A 17180-nucleotide genomic window follows, 5' to 3' on the forward strand; every position below is an offset into this window, starting at 1 on the left:
ACCAGCAAATACCTATAGTGGCGGCACTTCCTGAGCCGGAACGAAAAGTTTTATCGGAATGCGTGTTCTGATGGGCTTTTGGCTTACGGTTGTGATGTTGTGTTGTTGTGTTTGCAATTGGTCTGCGATTCAGACCACGGTAGCGAGACTACCTTTTTTCACTTCCTGTACATTTACCCTGTCTGTCCATAGTGATTAATGTAGCACCGCCATATTGCGGTGCTTTTTTTTGTATAACAAACGGTTAGTTTTCCAGAGCCACCATCTCTTTCACGTCAGTACGATTGATCTGCTGTTTGTTGCCATTAGCGTCTTTATACGAAATCATACCGGTATCGTTATCGGTCTGGGGTTTACCGTCGGTCACAATGCTACGTCCATCATTGGTGTGCATAACGTAATTAGGACCGGAACAGGCGCTCAGGGCAAAAGTCAGCATACATGCAGAGATAATTGCGGCAGTCTTTTTCATCTTCTTCTCCTTAAAGCTGTTTGTGCTATTTAAAGCGGACTCCGTAACAGGCTTAAACATTCGCCTAACATTATTCAGCATAACCTCCTTTACATAATTCGCCAGGATATACAGACGATTCCGATGGTTAGGACAAACCTTGTATCAGCCGCGCTTTTACGCCACGATCGGTAAACTGAACCGAGGAATATCATGAACGCTTTTAATCCCACGCAGTTTCGCGCGCAGTTTCCCGCGCTAGCCGATGCGGGTGTTTATCTCGATAGCGCCGCCACGGCATTAAAGCCACAGGCAGTCATTGACGCCACGCACCAGTTTTATTGTTTGAGCGCCGGTAACGTTCATCGTAGCCAGTTTGCGCAGGCGCAGCGCCTGACGGCGCAATATGAAGCGGCCAGAGCAAAAGCAGCGCGGCTGTTAAACGCGCCCGATGAAAAAAGTATCGTCTGGACACGGGGCACCACCGAAGCGATCAATATGGTGGCGCAGTGTTACGCCCGTCCTCGTCTGCGTCCCGGCGATGAAATTATCGTTAGCGTCGCCGAGCATCACGCCAACCTTGTGCCCTGGCTGATGGTGGCGCAACAAACCGGCGCGCAGGTCATAAAACTGCCGCTTAGTGACCGACGTCTTCCTGATGTTGAGCGTCTGCCGGAACTGATCACATCGCGCAGCCGGATTCTGGCGCTGGGGCAAATGTCGAACGTAACGGGCGGCTGCCCGGATCTCGCAAGCGCTATCAGCGCCGCTCACGCGGCGGGAATGGTAGTGATGGTAGATGGCGCGCAAGGCGCGGTACACTTCCCGGCGGATGTCCAGCAGCTTGATATCGATTTTTATGCTTTTTCCGCTCACAAACTGTATGGCCCGACCGGTATCGGCGTGCTGTACGGTAAGCCGGAGCTTCTTGAGGCGATGTCGCCCTGGCTCGGCGGCGGCAAGATGATCCGTGACGTTAGCTTTGAAGGCTTCACCACGCAAAGCGCTCCCTGGAAACTGGAAGCGGGGACGCCGAACGTCGCCGGGGTCATCGGCCTGAGCGCTGCGCTGGAATGGCTGTCCGATATCGATATTGAACAGGCCGAAAACTGGAGCCGCGGGCTGGCGACGCTGGCGGAAGACGCACTGGCGAAACGTCCGGGCTTTCGTTCGTTCCGCTGCCAGGACTCCAGCCTGCTGGCCTTTGATTTTGTCGGCGTGCACCACGGCGATATGGTGACACTGCTGGCGGAATACGGTATTGCGCTCCGGGCCGGGCAACATTGCGCCCAGCCATTGCTGGCGGAACTTGGCGTCACAGGGACTCTGCGCGCCTCTTTTGCGCCGTATAATACCCAACATGATGTGGATGCGTTGGTTAACGCCGTTGACCGCGCGCTGGAACTGCTGGTGGATTAATGACAAACCCTCTTTATACCGGACACCCGTTCGGCACAACGGTAACGGAAGAGACGTTACGCGCTATCTTTCTCCCGCTGACCCAGTGGGAGGATAAATATCGTCAGTTGATTCTGTTAGGAAAACAGCTCCCCGCTCTGCCGGATGAATGCAAAGCGCAGGCGAAGGAGATAGCCGGCTGCGAGAACCGCATCTGGCTGGGCTTTACCCGATCAGATAACGGAACGATGCACTTTTTCGGCGACAGTGAGGGGCGGATTGTCCGCGGCCTGCTGGCGGTATTGCTCACCGCAGTGGAAGGAAAAAACGCCGCCGAACTACAGGCTCGTTCACCGCTGGCGCTGTTTGATGAGCTGGGTTTACGCGCCCAGCTTAGCGCCTCACGTAGTCAGGGGCTGAACGCTCTGAGCGAAGCGATTGTTGCCGCAACGCATAAGGGTTGAAATAGCGTAAATATTCTGTCGCCTGACAGCGCCGTCCGCGGCGGTCAGGCGATGCAGATAAAATAATCCAGTCACTTTATTAGTTTCGGCGTCAGATTTCCCTGATAAGCATTCTTTTGATTTTTATCAGCTATCACAATGAAATTACAATGTTAGAATCCATGTTAAAACGGCGTGAAGATTTTAGAGTAAATAAAGCCACTCGATGTAGCGTAGCAGGAGAACTGGAAAATTCATACGCATCGGGTGAAGTTATAACAGGATATGGATAAGTGGAAAAATATCTGCGTAGCGGTACCATGTTTGTGGTACTGGCATTTATATTATGGGGGTTAACACCTTTATATTATCAATATTTATCAGGGGGAAATCTCGCACAAATATTGATATACCGGGTGTTCTGGTCAATTCCATTATTACTGGCAGTAAGATTGTTATTTCGGCAGCGAACGCGATTTCATGATGCCTGGAAAGATAAAAAATCTTTTTTCTTCTGCATGATCGCCGGACTTTTGATGATTGTCTCATGGTCATCTTTTATTTATGCGCTAACCCATCATCTGGTGCTTGATGCCAGCCTCGGCTATTTTATCAACCCGCTATTTGTTATTGCGCTGGGATGCATTTTTCTTAAAGAAAAACTGTCGTTGTTTCAGGCCATCGCCGTTTTTTCTGGTGTCTGTGGCCTGACTTTTCAAATTATCATGTTACGGCATTTCCCGGCGTTGGCGCTAACCATGGGATTATCATTTGCGCTATATGGCCTGGCGCGAAAGTTTATACATTATGATGTGATGACATCGATAACGATTGAAACATTATGGGCATTGCCTGTCTCACTATTAATTTTTCTCTTTAGCGATAGCGGACCAATTATATCCGCTAATACTCCTTTCTTTTTGTATGTCATGACGGCGCCAGTGACGATCATTCCACTGGTATTATTTGCCATCGCGTTAAATCACACCTCGTTGATTGTCACCGGACTGGCGCAATATATAGAGCCGTCTTTACAGTTCTTACTTGCCATTATGATATTTGGCGAGCACATTAATTACGCGGAACTGCTCTGCTTTTGTGCAGTATGGTTCGGGTTGTTTCTATGCATATCTGAAAATTTATATTCCCATTATCTCCGCGCCCGTCTGAAACCGGTGTTCGGCAGAGTACAACGCTTCTTTCGCTAACAAAGGGCGCAGGGCCGGATACGCGTCTGCGTGACACTCCGCCCCGTCCTTTTATTCTTGTCGCGCCGCTTTAGCCATGATCTTCTTCAGCGCATGGGAAACGGCGACAAAACCGAACGTTGCCGTCACCATCGTCGCCGCGCCGAAGCCAGAGGCGCAATCCATCCGTTTTGGCCCTTCTGCGGTAGCTTTCATCGCGCATACGGAACCGTCCGCCTGTGGGTAAACCAGCGCTTCAGTGGAAAAAACACAGTCCACGCCCAGCTTACCTTTACTGTTCTTCACTACGCCAAAATTATGTTTCAATCTCTCGCGCAGTTTTGCCGCCAGCGGATCCTGGATGGTTTTCGCCAAATCAGCGACCTGGATTTGCGTCGGATCGATCTGCCCGCCTGCGCCGCCAGTGGTCACTAAAGGAACCTTATATCGGCGACAGTACGCAATCAGCGCGGCTTTTGGACGAACGCTGTCAATGGCGTCAATGACATAGGTAAAACCCGCGTTCATATAACCCGCCACATTATCCGGCGTGATGAAATCATCGATAACCGTTACCCGGCACTCCGGGTTAATTTGCCGAATCCGTTCGGCCATCACTTCCGCTTTCGCCAACCCGACGTTATCACGCAACGCATGGATCTGACGGTTCGTATTGGTCACGCAGACATCGTCCATATCAATCAGCGTAATCGCGCCGATGCCCGTACGCGCCAGCGCCTCTGCCGCCCATGATCCCACCCCGCCGATTCCCACGACGCAGATATGCGCCTCAGCAAACCGCTGCAGCGCTTTTTCACCGTACAGACGCGCGGTGCCGCCAAAGCGTTGGCGCCAGGCATCACTTATCACCACTGACATATGACCTCAGAATAAAAAAAGGTGAGGTTATTCCTCACCCCTGCTCACTATTTTCAGGCCCGATAGCGATCGCGTTATCGGGCAATCCGGTTGTCGCAGAATACCACAATCAGCCGCTAAACACGTTACCGGCGCCCGGCGCGCTTTTTAACACCCAGACGCGACCATAGTGATTATACCATCCGGCACGATGCCCGGCATCCGGGCCAATTCCCTGGTAAATATCAAAGTGCTGGCCTTTAATCGCTCCGCCGACATCCAGCGCGACCATCAAACGTAGCTCATACTGACCGCTAAATTTACCGTTGTTATCCAGCAACGGTACTTCCGCCAACAAGGTCGTGCCAGGCGGAATGATGCTGCGGTCGGAGGCGACGGATGCTCGCCCAATCAGCGGTACGGCGCTGGCGCCTTTGACCGGCGCAAAAGATTGCGGCTTAAAGAAGACGAACGACGGGTTCTGCTCCAGTAATTCACGCACTTCCGCTTCGCTGTGCTTCTCTCCCCATTCGCGTATAGCCTGCATCGACATATCTTCTTTTTTCACTTCACCGCGATCGATAAGCACTTTACCAATACTGCGATAAGGCCAGCCGTTTTTACCGGCATAACTAAAGAAGTTCAGCGGACTACCGTCACCAAAATCAATATAGCCGCTGCCCTGGACATCCATAATAAAGTTATCCATCAGCGAATTACTCCAGGCCAGGATGTACTTATCGCTCAGCGCGCCTGCGTAGATCTGAGCGCGGGACGGTAAGCGTCCGCGTTTTGGCGGCATACTATAGATAGGGTACTGGAACGCGCCCTGGCGCGTATGGCGAGCCTGAACGACGGGCGTATAGTAGCCCGTGAACTGGACGTTACCGTAGTTGTCGGTGCCTTCCATCTGCCAGGCATCGATACCAAACTGGCGCATAGTGCGCGTATCGCCTCCGGAACGTAACCAGTTCTGGACAGCGTTATAGACGTTGCTTTGATTGGTGTATAAACGTGGCGACGCGGAACGGATCTGGTCGACCTGCTCGGCAAAGTCACCAGCATTAATCGGCGCGCCCACCGCGTCCGGCTGGTTTACCAGGGAGAAGGGCTGGGTAAATTTCCCGTCCTTATATTGCTGACCGCGATCGGTCGGTTTTGATGAACAGGCAGCCAGCATTGCCAGCATTACGCCTGTCGCCACATATTTTGCCCAACGTCCTTTCATGGTGTCTCGTCTTCTGCGTAATCGAAAGTGCCCGGTGAAGATAACAAACCGTCCGAAGTAATGAAATGCGATCGCGATCTCATTATGTAAATTCGTTTAAAAATCGCGCTATCTGCGGTGTATTTGCGCAATTCATGAGAAATTAGCGATTTATATGAAAAAAGGGTTGCAACAAAAGCTCAGCGGAGTATAGTGCGCATCCACGGACGCGGGGTGGAGCAGCCTGGTAGCTCGTCGGGCTCATAACCCGAAGGTCGTCGGTTCAAATCCGGCCCCCGCAACCAACTTAATGAACACCCTTACGGGTGTTTTTTTGTATCTGTCGTCTGGTCCGCAACGACAGTGCGGGCAGCATCCTACTTACCCGCGCAATAAACTCGCCGTCATCTCAGGTTAACTTCTTCTCGCCAGCGTCGCCCCATCGGCAAAATACGCTTTAATGCCCGCCAGAATCGACTCTGCGACCTGTTGCTGGAACGTCGCGGTCTTGAGCTTGCGTTCTTCTTCAATGTTACTGATAAACGCCGTCTCGACCAGAATAGACGGAATATCGGGCGCCTTTAACACCGCAAACCCCGCCTGCTCGACCTTGTTTTTATGCAGGTCATTAATTTTACCAAGCTGTTTCAACACCGCTTTACCGAATTTCAAACTATCGGCAATGGTCAGCGATTGCACCATATCGAACATCGTATGGTCGACATAACGGTCACCGCTTTTGCTCACGCCGCCAATTAAGTCCGAGGCGTTCTGCGTTTGCGCCAGATATTTCGCCGCGGTACTGGTGGCGCCTTTGGTCGATAGCGCGAATACGGATGAACCGCTAGGCTGCCGGCTGGTGAAGGCATCCGCATGAATAGAGACAAACAGGTCGGCGCGCTGTTTCTGCGCTTTCGCCACCCGGACTTTTAACGGAATGAAGATGTCTTCATTGCGCGTCATATAGACCTTCATGTTGCCTTCTTTTTCGATTAACGCGCGCAGGCGGCGGGCTATCTGGAGCACCACGTCTTTTTCACGCGTTTTGTATTTGCCTATCGCGCCGGGGTCTTCGCCGCCGTGTCCCGGATCAAGCATAATGACAATGGGACGATCGCGCCCCGCTTTACCGGGCTGCGGCCCGCTTTGCGAAGGCGGCACCTGTTTATCCAGATCGCCTTTATTGTAGTCTTCCAGCAGCGCCAGCAGCGGATCCTGCATATCCTGCGCATTGGCAGGATAAAGATCCATCACCAGTCGTTCTTTAAAGCCTGCTACAGGCGCCAGCGCAAATAGCTGCGGCTTCACGTTTTGTTTTAGCTCAAAGACCATACGCACAGTCTTAGGATCAAACTGCCCTACCCTTGCGGATTTGATATACGGATCGTCGCTGCGAATCTGCGCGCCAATGCCTTTAAGCACCGAGTTCAGATTCACATCCTCAATATCTACCACCACGCGGTCCGGGTTACTTAAGGCAAATTGTTTATATTTCAGCAGACGATTCGACTCTACCGTGACGCGGGTATAGCTGGACGCAGGCCAGATACGCACCGCAACGACCTGGCTTACGGCAGCCAGCCCGACCTGGCTCACGCTTAATAGCCACATGGCGCCCGCGCCTTGTAGTAAACGGCGACGGCTGATTGCTGAATTGGCTCCCGACATGCTTCTCCCGAGCAAAAACTAAATAGAGATCATACAAAGTTCATCCAAATTGACCGGAAACTTTAGCGAATGACGCATAATCTGTCATCTATAAAAGGGTAAACATTCTTTTTATATTCACGGCATTACTAAGAAAAGCGATCGGACCGCATAAAATTTACGCTTGCACAGAGGGCAAAAACAGAATAAAAATACACTAATTTCGAATAATAATTCACTAGTGGGGCGCGCAATGATAAAGGAACGTAAAACCGAACTGGTAGAAGGGTTTCGCCATTCAGTTCCCTATATCAACACCCATCGCGGAAAAACCTTTGTCATTATGCTCGGCGGCGAAGCTATTGAGCATGACAATTTTTCCAGCATCGTTAGCGATATCGGGCTACTGCATAGCCTCGGTATTCGCCTTGTCGTGGTGTATGGCGCGCGACCGCAAATCGACGCCAATCTGGCCGCGCATCATCATGAACCGATTTACCACAAAAACACGCGGGTGACGGACGCCAAAGCACTGGAGCTGGTGAAACAGGCCGCCGGTTTACTCCAGCTTGATATTACCGCCCGTCTGTCGATGAGTCTGAACAATACGCCGTTGCAGGGCGCGCACATTAATGTCGTCAGCGGCAATTTCACCATTGCGCAGCCGCTGGGCGTTGATGATGGCGTGGACTACTGTCATAGCGGCCGTATCCGGCGCATTGATGAAGATGCGATCAACCGCCAGTTGGATAACGGCGCGATCGTTCTGATGGGGCCGGTCGCCGTCTCAGTGACCGGCGAAAGTTTTAATCTGACCTCAGAAGAGATTGCCACTCAACTCGCCGTTAAACTGAAAGCGGAAAAAATGATCGGTTTCTGTTCTTCTCAGGGCGTTACCAATAGCGAGGGCGGCATCATTTCTGAACTCTTCCCGAATGAAGCGCAGGCACGGGTGGAAGAGTTGGAAGCGCAGGGCGATTACAACTCCGGAACCGTACGTTTTTTGCGCGGCGCGGTAAAAGCCTGTCGTAGCGGCGTTCGTCGTTGCCATCTGATCAGCTATCAGGAAGATGGCTCGCTATTACAGGAACTGTTCTCGCGTGATGGTATCGGTACGCAGATCGTCATGGAGAGCGCCGAGCAGATCCGCCGCGCCACCATCAACGATATTGGCGGTATTCTGGAGCTTATCCGCCCACTGGAACAGCAGGGCATTCTGGTACGCCGTTCCCGTGAACAACTGGAGATGGAGATCGATAAATTTACCATTATTCAGCGCGATAATATGACTATCGCCTGCGCGGCGCTGTATCCTTTTGTGGAAGAGAAAATAGGCGAAATGGCCTGCGTTGCGGTGCATCCGGATTATCGCAGCTCATCGCGTGGAGAAGTGCTTCTGGAGCGGGTTGCCGCCCAGGCGCGGCAAATGGGGCTGAGTAAATTGTTTGTGCTGACGACGCGCAGTATTCACTGGTTCCAGGAGCGCGGTTTCACGCCTGTCGATATTGAGTTACTGCCTGAGAGCAAGAAAAAAATGTATAACTATCAGCGACGTTCAAAGGTGCTGATGGCGGATTTAGGATAACGAGGGGGGCCTGATAGCGTTGCGCTTATCAGGCCTACGCTCGAAAGCATCATTTGGAGGCCGGATAAGACGCTACGCGTCGCCATCCGGCGAGAACTCGTCTTATCCGGTACGACTGACTTCATCAAATAAGGTGGCTAATCCGCTGCGCCGCTCCGTACGCGTCACAATCGCGCCTGCCAGGATCCGTTCATCGGCATACAGCGATAACCGCCGCCGCGCCCGCGTAACAGCGGTATACACCAGCTCCCGCGTCACGACCGGCGAACGTTGGCTGGGTAAAATCAGCGCGGCGTGATCAAATTCAGACCCCTGTGATTTATGTACCGTCATCGCCCAGGTTGTATCATGTTCCGGCAGACGGCTGGGCTGAACGGACTTGATCGTGCCGTCCGGCATCACAAACCAGACGCGTAACCCCTGCCCGCGATCGAGCGCAATACCAATATCGCCGTTAAATAGCCCCAACGCGCTATCGTTGCGCGCAATCATTACCGGACGCCCTTCATACCAGCGAGAATGCGGGTGCCGCTGAATTTTTCGTTGCTGCACCATCGCCTGCTCAATGCGGTCATTCAGTCCCCTCACGCCAAATGGGCCTTCACGCAGCGCGCAAAGCAGTTGATACTCATTGAAAGCCTGAAGGATTGCCTCCGGCGTCGCTTTCTCATGCAGCAACCGCAGGTAGCGACCATAACCCGCCAGCGCTTCATCCAGCATCCCGGCATAATCGTCGCTGCTTTGCAATGTACGCTTCTCTATATCGCTAAACCCCTGCTGAAAAACCGCCTGGATTGCCGACCTGTCGCCGCAGTTAATCGCCGCCGCCAGCTTGCCGATGCCAGAATCGCTGCCGAAACGATAGCTCTTTTGCAACAAACAGAGGCTATCACGTAAAGATGCGGCTTGCGTTCCGGCCCCCGCCGGAATAGCGCTCCCTGTTAGTCGACTTAGCTGTCGGGCGCGTTCCGCCGTAAACCCTGCGTTGACATAGGCGCAAATATCGCCCAACACAGCGCCCGCCTCAACGGATGCCAACTGATCGCGATCGCCAAGAAAAATGACCCGCCCGTGCGGCGGCAGAGCGTCAATCAAACGTGACATCATCGGCAAATCAATCATTGATGCTTCATCGACCACCAGCACGTCCAGATGCAGCGGGTTGCCCGCATGATGGCGTAATCGCTGGCTGCCGGGCTGTGCGCCTAGCAGTCGGTGCAGCGTACTGGCGTCCTCCGGTATACGCTTTTTCTGCGCATCGGTAAGTGGAAGCTGACGCAACGCCGCGCCGAGCGACTCCGTCAGGCGTGCGGCCGCTTTCCCGGTCGGCGCCGCCAGCCGGATACGGCAACGTTCGCCATCCGCCATTTGAATTAATGCCGCCAGCAGCTTCGCGACGGTGGTGGTTTTACCGGTACCGGGACCGCCTGAAATCACGGAGATACGGCGAGTTAGCGCTACGGCGGCGGCCACCTTTTGCCAGTTCACCTCGTCTGTCGGAGGGAATAGCGCGTCCAGAATACGGGATAACTGATCTTCATCTACGGCGATGGCCTGGTTAACCTCGTTAAAAAAGCGCGCAACCGTACGTTCGTTGCACCACATGCGATTCAGGTAGAGACGCTCGCCGCACAGAATTAACGGCGCGGGGCTATCGCCGCAGCTAACCGCCGCAGACGCCAGTAACCGCTTTTTCCAGTCGATTGGCGTAGGCGTTTCGCTTATCCAGGCGACCAGTAAGGGATGCGCCTCCTCCGTTAACGTTAAACGCGACAACGGCAGACACACGTGACCTTCACCTGCGTCATGACTAAGCAGCGCTGCCGCCAGCGTCACGGCGGGATCGTCGTTACCGGCGACGGTTAAAGCAAACTGGGCATCAATGGGCCGTAAGAGTTTTTGTTCAACGGCCTCCAGCAACCGCTCCTGGATTGTCATTGCGCCTCCTCACTCATTTCACCTGCAAACATATCATCCAGTTGGTTAATTAACGCCGCCGCAGGACGAGTGGTAAAAATACCCTGCTGCGGACGTTCGCTATCCACCCCGCGTAAAAAGAGATAGATGACGCCGCCGAAATGGCGTTCATAGTCGTAATTCGCCATTCGATGACGAAGGTAACGGTGCAATGCCAGCGTATAAAGCTGGTACTGCAAATCATAGCGATGCGCCTGCATCGCCGCAGCCATCGCCGTCTGGGTATAAGCAGCGCTATCCTCGCCCAGCCAGTTAGATTTATAGTCGAGCAGGTAATAGCGCCCCTCATAACGGAACACCAGGTCGATAAAGCCCTTTAACATGCCGCGAACCTGCATGAAATCCAGCGCAGGGCAACCTGCTGAAAGCGGGTCGTATCGACGAATCAACGCATCCAGCTCTCCGGCGGTAAGCGGCTGGGCAATCGGCAAATAAAACTCCATTTCGACCTGTTTTTCACGCTCGGTCAGCACGCCCAGACTAACGCCCGTCTCGTTAAGGGGAACGTGCAACACGGTGTCCAGCCAGCGGGTAAGTACGGGCTCCCATCGCGTTTCAAAACCACTCAGCTCCAGTTTTTCCTGTACCCATTGGGGGTTTATCGGTTGAGTAAAATCAAGCTCTTCAAACAGGCTGTGCAAAAATGTTCCCGGCGATGCCCCGCGAGGAAAGTGATGCGGCGTCATTGCCGGCGCTTCCGCCGCTTCGCCAACGCCTGCGGCGTCAATGTCGAGACGAGGAATAAGATCTTGCGCCACGCTATGTCCCCGCTGCTGCAAACCGGAATAACTGGTGACGCGCCAGCTATCATAAAGCAGGCGTTGCAGCGTTCTGGCACTGAGTTCCGCGTGCGAGGCAGCGGCAATTTGCCAGCGGTCGTTATCCGTATTGCCTGGCGTTCGACACACGATATCCTCGTCGCATAGCGCCTCAATACAGGCGCGAAGGCCTGCGGCATCCATCGGCTCGCCTTTTTGCAGGAGTCGCCCAAGCGCGCTTTGGTGCACATCCGTCTCGCCTTTCTTATCGCTGCGACGCCGTACCAGCGGCGCGACGCCGAGGCTGCAATGCCACACTGCACGGGTCAGCGCGACATAAAGTAGGCGCAGGTCTTCCGCCAGGCGCTCGGCTTCCGCCAGTGCTATGCTCTCTTCGGCGTGACTAAGGTCCAGCACCGCCTCGTAGGAGTGCCTGTCGTGATAAAAAGCCTGGTCCTGCACGCGGAAATGGGTGATAAAAGGTAACCAGACCAGCGGGTATTCCAGACCTTTCGATTTATGAATGGTGACGATTTGCACCAGATGCTTATCGCTTTCCAGACGTAGTTGCTGGCTGGAAGCATTGCTATCGGGTTCAAGGATATGTTGCGCCAGCCAACGCACCAGCGCATGTTCGCTTTCCAGCTGCGAACCGGCTTCCTGTAACAGTTCGCTAATATGCAGAATATCCGTCAGCCGACGTTCGCCTCCCGCCGTCGCCAGCAGGTTTTCAGCAATATTGCGCGCCGACATTAGCGCGCGCAGCATAGGCATCACGCCGCGTTTATGCCAAATCTGTCGGTAGCCATCAAACTCTTCAACAACCGCATCCCACGCACTTTCATCATTGTTAAGCGTTTCGATATCCAGCGCGGTAAGACCCATCATTGATGTCGCCAGAGCGCTACGCAGCGTATTCTCACGTTCAGGTGCCATCACCGCCTGCAACACCCACAGCATTTCCTGCGCTTCGAGCGTTTCGAATACGCTGTCGCGGTTAGAAAGATAGACGGAAGGGATCGCCAGTAAGGTCAGCGCATCTCGTATCAGCGCGGCCTCCCGCCTGCTGCGCACCAGCACGCTGATATCCGAGGCGCGAACGGGCCGCGACGAATCGCCGTTCGTCAGCAGCGCGTCGCCCGTTTGCCCGGCGCGCAGCCAGTCGCGAATTTGCGTGGCGCACACCTGCGCCATATAACTTTGATAATCGCCCGAACCGCAGCTTTCCCCCTCCATTAGCCACAGGGTCATCGCCGGTTGAGGCGCGTCATTCACTTTAAATTGCAGCGACTGGTTTCTGGGCGCAAACTTTACCGGACTGAAGGGAATATCGCGGAACATAAAGGCGTCGTTCATCTGACTGAACAGCTTGTTAACGCTATTCACCATCCCCGGCGCGGAGCGCCAGTTAGTGTCAAGCGTATAGTGCGCGCTCACTTCGCTGCGAGCCTTCATGTAGGTAAAGATATCCGCGCCACGAAACGCATAAATCGCCTGTTTAGGATCGCCAATCAGCAATAGCGCCGTATCGGGTTGATGTCGCCAGATACGGCGAAAAATACGGTACTGTTGTGGGTCGGTATCCTGAAATTCATCGATCATCGCCACCGGAAAACGGGTACGAATCGCCGCAGCCAGCGCCTCGCCGCTTTCACTACGCAGCGCGGTATCTAAACGGCTGAGCATATCGTCAAACCCCAGCTCGCCGCGCCGGCGTTTTTCCTGAGCCACCGTTTCACGGATCTCTGAGAGCGCTCGGGTAAGAACCAGATCTTTAATCGATAACGGTTCGCCCAACAGGTTATCAATGGCGACAAACAATGGGTGCTGGGGCGTCACGCCGCCAGCTTTGGTGCGCTCAGCTAAAAAACGCTGTGAAAATTTTCCCAACGCCTCGGGTAATTGATAATTTTTCGTCTCTTCTTGCGCCCACGCGGTGATCTTTTCGATCCATTTCGCCTGATTGCCGCGGTTGAATTTTCTGCGATCGATGCCGGATGATTCGATCAGCGCGTCCAGCTCGCTAACCGCCTCACACCACTGCTGCTTCACCTGGTTGATGCGCGCCAGGATCTGTTCATGACGCGATGCCAGCGTCTCCTCCTGCGATGGCGGCGCTTTAATGACCGGCGCTTCGCCCTGCAGATAACGATCGATATCCTTTAAGAGCGCCTTCGGTCCCTTCCACACGTCAAACACCACCTGCGCGATGTCGCGCGGCAGCGGATAGCAATGACGCCGCCAGAAATCAGCGCAGGCCTGATAACGCAACAAAGATTCGTCTTCAATAAGCTGTTGCTCAAACAACATACCGGATTCGAAAGCGTTCAGGCTGAGCATACGCTGGCAAAAACCGTGGATGGTAAAAACCGCGGCCTCGTCCATTTGTCGTTCCGCCAGTAATAACCACTGCGCGGCCTGCTTTTTGTCGCTAATTTCTTCCAGCAAGCGGGCATACAGCGGATTATCCGTGCTTTCCCGCAGACAGGCGATGCGCAACTCATGGATATTACTGCGGATTCGCCCACGCAGCTCTTCAGTGGCGGCCTCCGTAAAGGTTACCACCAGCAGTTCTTCAACGGTCAACGGACGGGGAAATGCGGCACTGCCGCCTAAACCGAGCAATAACCGCAGATACAGCGCCGCGATAGTAAACGTTTTGCCTGTGCCCGCTGATGCTTCAATCAGACGCTCGCCTGTCAGGGGCAAGCGCAGAGGATCAAGAGTCTCGGCGACATCATTCATTCTTTTCGCTCATTAGAGGTAACGTTTGCTGCAATGCGCTGACGTTATCCCACACTTTCCAGCCTGTCGGATGCACGTATTCTGCTTTTCCATTCTGGCTACCGGCAATCTGTGACAATATTGCCATACCTTGTGGTTCCACCACCGCCTGGTGGAAGAAGTCGGCAAGCTTTTGTGGCGTCAGCAATTTTATCTGAGCGATGATTTTATCACGCGAGTCAAAGCGCATATTACCCCGATCGAAATCCTTGCTTAAACGGGATGCTTCTTCGCCCAACGTTTGCGGCGCCTGGCGCATTTGCGTAATGATCGCCTGCTGAATTTGGGCGAACTCTTCCGGCTTCATCGCCCTCAGCTTCGCCTCGGCGTCAGGGAAAAATGCCTGATAGCGTTGCCACAGGTAAGAGGGCTGTTTATCGTTGCTCTGTAGCAGGAATCCCATTCCCCACTGACGGCCAACGCTCATCGGAAAGGCGAAAACGGCGTATCCCAGTTGCTCTTCGGTTCGTAGCTGATTGTAAAACCACGGTTGAACAATCTGACCTAACATCGCGCTGTAGGCGGCGCTGACGTACTCGTCGTAGCCGACCGGGACAAAGACCGCTGCTAACGCGGAGTCGGTGCTACTGCCCGCTTTTTCAAATATTACGGACTGCTTTTTCTCAACCACCACGTCTTTGTTGCGACACCACGCCGATCCGTTCGCCGCGAGCTGTTTTTGGACATCTTGCGCCAGAGAGGTCGCCTGGGCTTCGCTCATATTCCCTATAACCAGAAATTCCGGACGAGCGCCCGTTTTTAACGCATTACGATAGGCCATCACCTCTTTCAACGTAATGGACGGCAGCAAAGCGCGACGTTCATCACGGGAAAAATAAGGCACCTGCGAAATCATCTGCACTGGCATAATCGCCTGTTCGTAGGCTTTTCCCTTCTCCGCAGAATCCATCATCTGCGTATACCAGGATTTCGCCTGCGCCAGCTGTTCCTCCGTGGCGTCGTAGCTAAAATATCCTTCCAGCAACGCCAGGAAAAGCTGCGGCAAACGCTGGGTATAACCGTTCGCAGTGACCATCAGACCATTGTTGGCATTAGTAGAAAAGCTAATGCCGCCCACTGCCGCCTGGTTGCTGAGCTGATCGAGCGCCATTCCCGCCAGATAATCATTAAGGGCGAACAGTACCTGATTGCGGGCGCTGTCCATCGCCTGCGGATTACGCAATACCACGCTCACGTCAGCTTTTGGCTCGCTGGCGAAATAACGACTCGGCGCATAAACCACGCGCAAATCTGCTTTATCGACAATCAGTTCTGGCCGCACGTAGTTTTTGTCATTCTTCACAAGCGTGAAATCATCAGGAATATAGGGGTTTAACTCCGGCAGCGACAACGCAATGCCCTGTGCTTTTTGCTGCCAGTTTTTAAACGTCTGTTCGCTAATCTTATCGACCTGATAAGGCGCATCCACAAAATACGCAATCTTATTATGGGGTTCCTGGGGACTGATGTACCAGATGCGCGCATTCTGCGGCGTCATCATCGCCAGGCGATTTTTGATAGCGGCAGGATCGTAACGATCGGCGATATTCGCCGCATCCAGCGTATGCGCTACCGGGACGCGGATCATAGTGTCCGCCAGCCATTCGACATAGTCCATATCGCGGGTAATCGACGGATAGCGGAAGTCGAGATCCAGCACATGCGCCAGCTCGTCAAAGTAACGTTTATCTATCCCTTTTTCACGTAACGTATTGAGATAGCTAAAGATAGCTGCGACGACTTCATCACGATTGGCCAAACCTTTATCGGTCAGCGTTGCCGAAATGGCAAATACGCCGCTGTTACCATTAACAATCGGATCGGAATCCGCGCTAATACCTTCGACCAGTCCTTGTTTTTGCAGCCAGTCAGAGAGCGTCCCCGGGCTACGATTGCCAATCAGATAAGAGACCAGTTCATCGGTCTTGCTACGGAACTGCGCGCTATTGTTATCAATACGAAACTCCACGCGCAGCACTTTACGCGGTAGCGCCGGCACGTAATGAATAATGATGCCCTTCTGCGCCTCGGTGATGACAGGTACGGTAATTTCCGTTTTTTTAATCTGTTTATTCGGCACGCGACCATAGGTTGCGGCGGCAATACTCGCCAGTTCCGGCAAGGGTTTATTACTGTAAATCACCGCCTTCATCAGATTAGATGAATAGTATTTTTCATGAAAAGCGATCAACGCCTGTTGCACCGGATTTCCCGGCTTATCGCTTAACGTTTCCAGATTGCCGCCAGAAAAGTGCGAGCCTGGATGCGCCGGGTTAATGGTTTCGGCGCTTACCTGCGCCATACGCATACCGTCGCGGGTGCGCGCCATCGTCAGCTCGGCATTCACCGCGTTTCGTTCGCGTTCGGCATACTTTTTATCGAGCAATGGCGCGGCAATGGCGTCGGCCAGGCGATCTACGGCGCCTGGTAGCGCGTCGTTTTCAACCTCCAGGTAGAAGGCTGTTCGATAAGGCGCGGTGCTGGCGTTGTGGCTACCGCCATGTCTTTTAAGGTATTCGGCAAGGCTATCCGCCTGCGGATATTTTTTTGACCCCATCAGGCACATATGCTCAAGATAATGAGCAAGCCCCTGATGAGCCTCAGGATCTTCAAGCGATCCAACGGGCACCACTAACGCTGAAAGAGACTTTACAGCCTGCGGATCGGATACCAGCAACACCACCATGTCATTATCAAGACGTATCGCCTGATACTGCCGGGTATCTTTATCGCTTTTACGGATAGTTTCTTGCAGCGGTTGCCAACCGATATCCGCCTGAACTGCAGGCCCCCAGAGGGCGACCAATAACAATAACGCTTTGAACCAGGTGCTGCGGGGCATTCACGGACCTCATCATTAACTTTCATTCCCACTCATCTGTATG

11 protein-coding genes and 1 tRNA gene are annotated in these 17180 nt (G+C 53.5%); 5 read left to right on the top strand and 7 right to left on the bottom strand.

Features of this window, described 5'->3' with window-relative positions:
* Positions 1-244 precede the first annotated feature (244 nt).
* Positions 245-472, bottom strand: a complete 228-nt coding sequence (locus tag ACLD4F_RS09765; protein ID WP_000750393.1) for a YgdI/YgdR family lipoprotein — start codon at positions 470-472, stop codon at positions 245-247.
* A 192-nt stretch (positions 473-664) separates the two neighbouring features.
* Between ACLD4F_RS09765 and csdA the strand changes: the two genes are divergently transcribed.
* From csdA to rarD, 3 genes are all read left to right on the top strand, one after another.
* Positions 665-1870 (top strand): cysteine desulfurase CsdA, encoded by a 1206-nt coding sequence (gene csdA, locus ACLD4F_RS09770; protein ID WP_156010470.1) that lies wholly within the window; start codon positions 665-667, stop codon positions 1868-1870.
* Entirely contained in the window at positions 1870-2313 is a 444-nt protein-coding gene (gene csdE, locus ACLD4F_RS09775; protein WP_079965324.1) for a cysteine desulfurase sulfur acceptor subunit CsdE, read from the top strand. Before csdA ends, csdE begins: the two co-directional genes overlap by 1 nt.
* Positions 2314-2612: 299 nt before the next feature.
* A complete protein-coding gene (gene rarD, locus ACLD4F_RS09780) occupies positions 2613-3500 on the top strand; it encodes an EamA family transporter RarD (RefSeq protein ID WP_077248417.1) in 888 nt (295 codons plus the stop codon).
* A gap of 51 nt (positions 3501-3551) precedes the next feature.
* Here the strand turns inward: rarD and tcdA are convergent, their stop codons facing one another.
* On the bottom strand, positions 3552-4358 hold the full coding sequence (tcdA, locus tag ACLD4F_RS09785) for a tRNA cyclic N6-threonylcarbamoyladenosine(37) synthase TcdA (protein ID WP_000117748.1): 807 nt from the start codon (positions 4356-4358) through the stop codon (positions 3552-3554).
* A gap of 109 nt (positions 4359-4467) precedes the next feature.
* On the bottom strand, positions 4468-5565 hold the full coding sequence (gene mltA, locus ACLD4F_RS09790) for a murein transglycosylase A (protein WP_000678621.1): 1098 nt from the start codon (positions 5563-5565) through the stop codon (positions 4468-4470).
* A gap of 207 nt (positions 5566-5772) precedes the next feature.
* On the opposite strand from mltA, the gene ACLD4F_RS09795 reads away from it, so the two are divergent.
* Positions 5773-5849: transfer RNA gene (locus ACLD4F_RS09795), tRNA-Met, on the top strand.
* A gap of 109 nt (positions 5850-5958) precedes the next feature.
* On the opposite strand, the gene amiC is transcribed toward ACLD4F_RS09795, so the two are convergent.
* Positions 5959-7212, bottom strand: coding sequence for an N-acetylmuramoyl-L-alanine amidase AmiC (gene amiC, locus ACLD4F_RS09800; RefSeq protein WP_000011919.1), 1254 nt, complete (start codon positions 7210-7212; stop codon positions 5959-5961).
* A gap of 232 nt (positions 7213-7444) precedes the next feature.
* Between amiC and argA the strand changes: the two genes are divergently transcribed.
* Positions 7445-8776, top strand: a complete 1332-nt coding sequence (gene argA, locus ACLD4F_RS09805; protein ID WP_000588965.1) for an amino-acid N-acetyltransferase — start codon at positions 7445-7447, stop codon at positions 8774-8776.
* A 102-nt stretch (positions 8777-8878) separates the two neighbouring features.
* Here the strand turns inward: argA and recD are convergent, their stop codons facing one another.
* From recD to ptrA, 3 genes are read right to left on the bottom strand one after another with little or no spacing between them, the layout of a single operon-like run.
* The gene (gene recD / locus ACLD4F_RS09810; protein WP_023993969.1) at positions 8879-10714 is read right to left on the bottom strand and encodes an exodeoxyribonuclease V subunit alpha; all 1836 of its coding nucleotides are present in this window, start codon (positions 10712-10714) and stop codon (positions 8879-8881) included.
* The gene (gene recB, locus ACLD4F_RS09815) at positions 10711-14256 is read right to left on the bottom strand and encodes an exodeoxyribonuclease V subunit beta (protein ID WP_350427348.1); all 3546 of its coding nucleotides are present in this window, start codon (positions 14254-14256) and stop codon (positions 10711-10713) included. Before recB ends, recD begins: the two co-directional genes overlap by 4 nt.
* Complete coding sequence (gene ptrA, locus ACLD4F_RS09820; protein WP_411010812.1) at positions 14249-17137, bottom strand: pitrilysin; 2889 nt, start codon at positions 17135-17137, stop codon at positions 14249-14251. Before ptrA ends, recB begins: the two co-directional genes overlap by 8 nt.
* Between the last annotated feature and the right edge of the window lie 43 nt (positions 17138-17180).

Source organism: Salmonella sp. 741265050_HSA (genome assembly GCF_046569445.1).
Lineage (GTDB): Bacteria > Pseudomonadota > Gammaproteobacteria > Enterobacterales > Enterobacteriaceae > Salmonella > Salmonella enterica.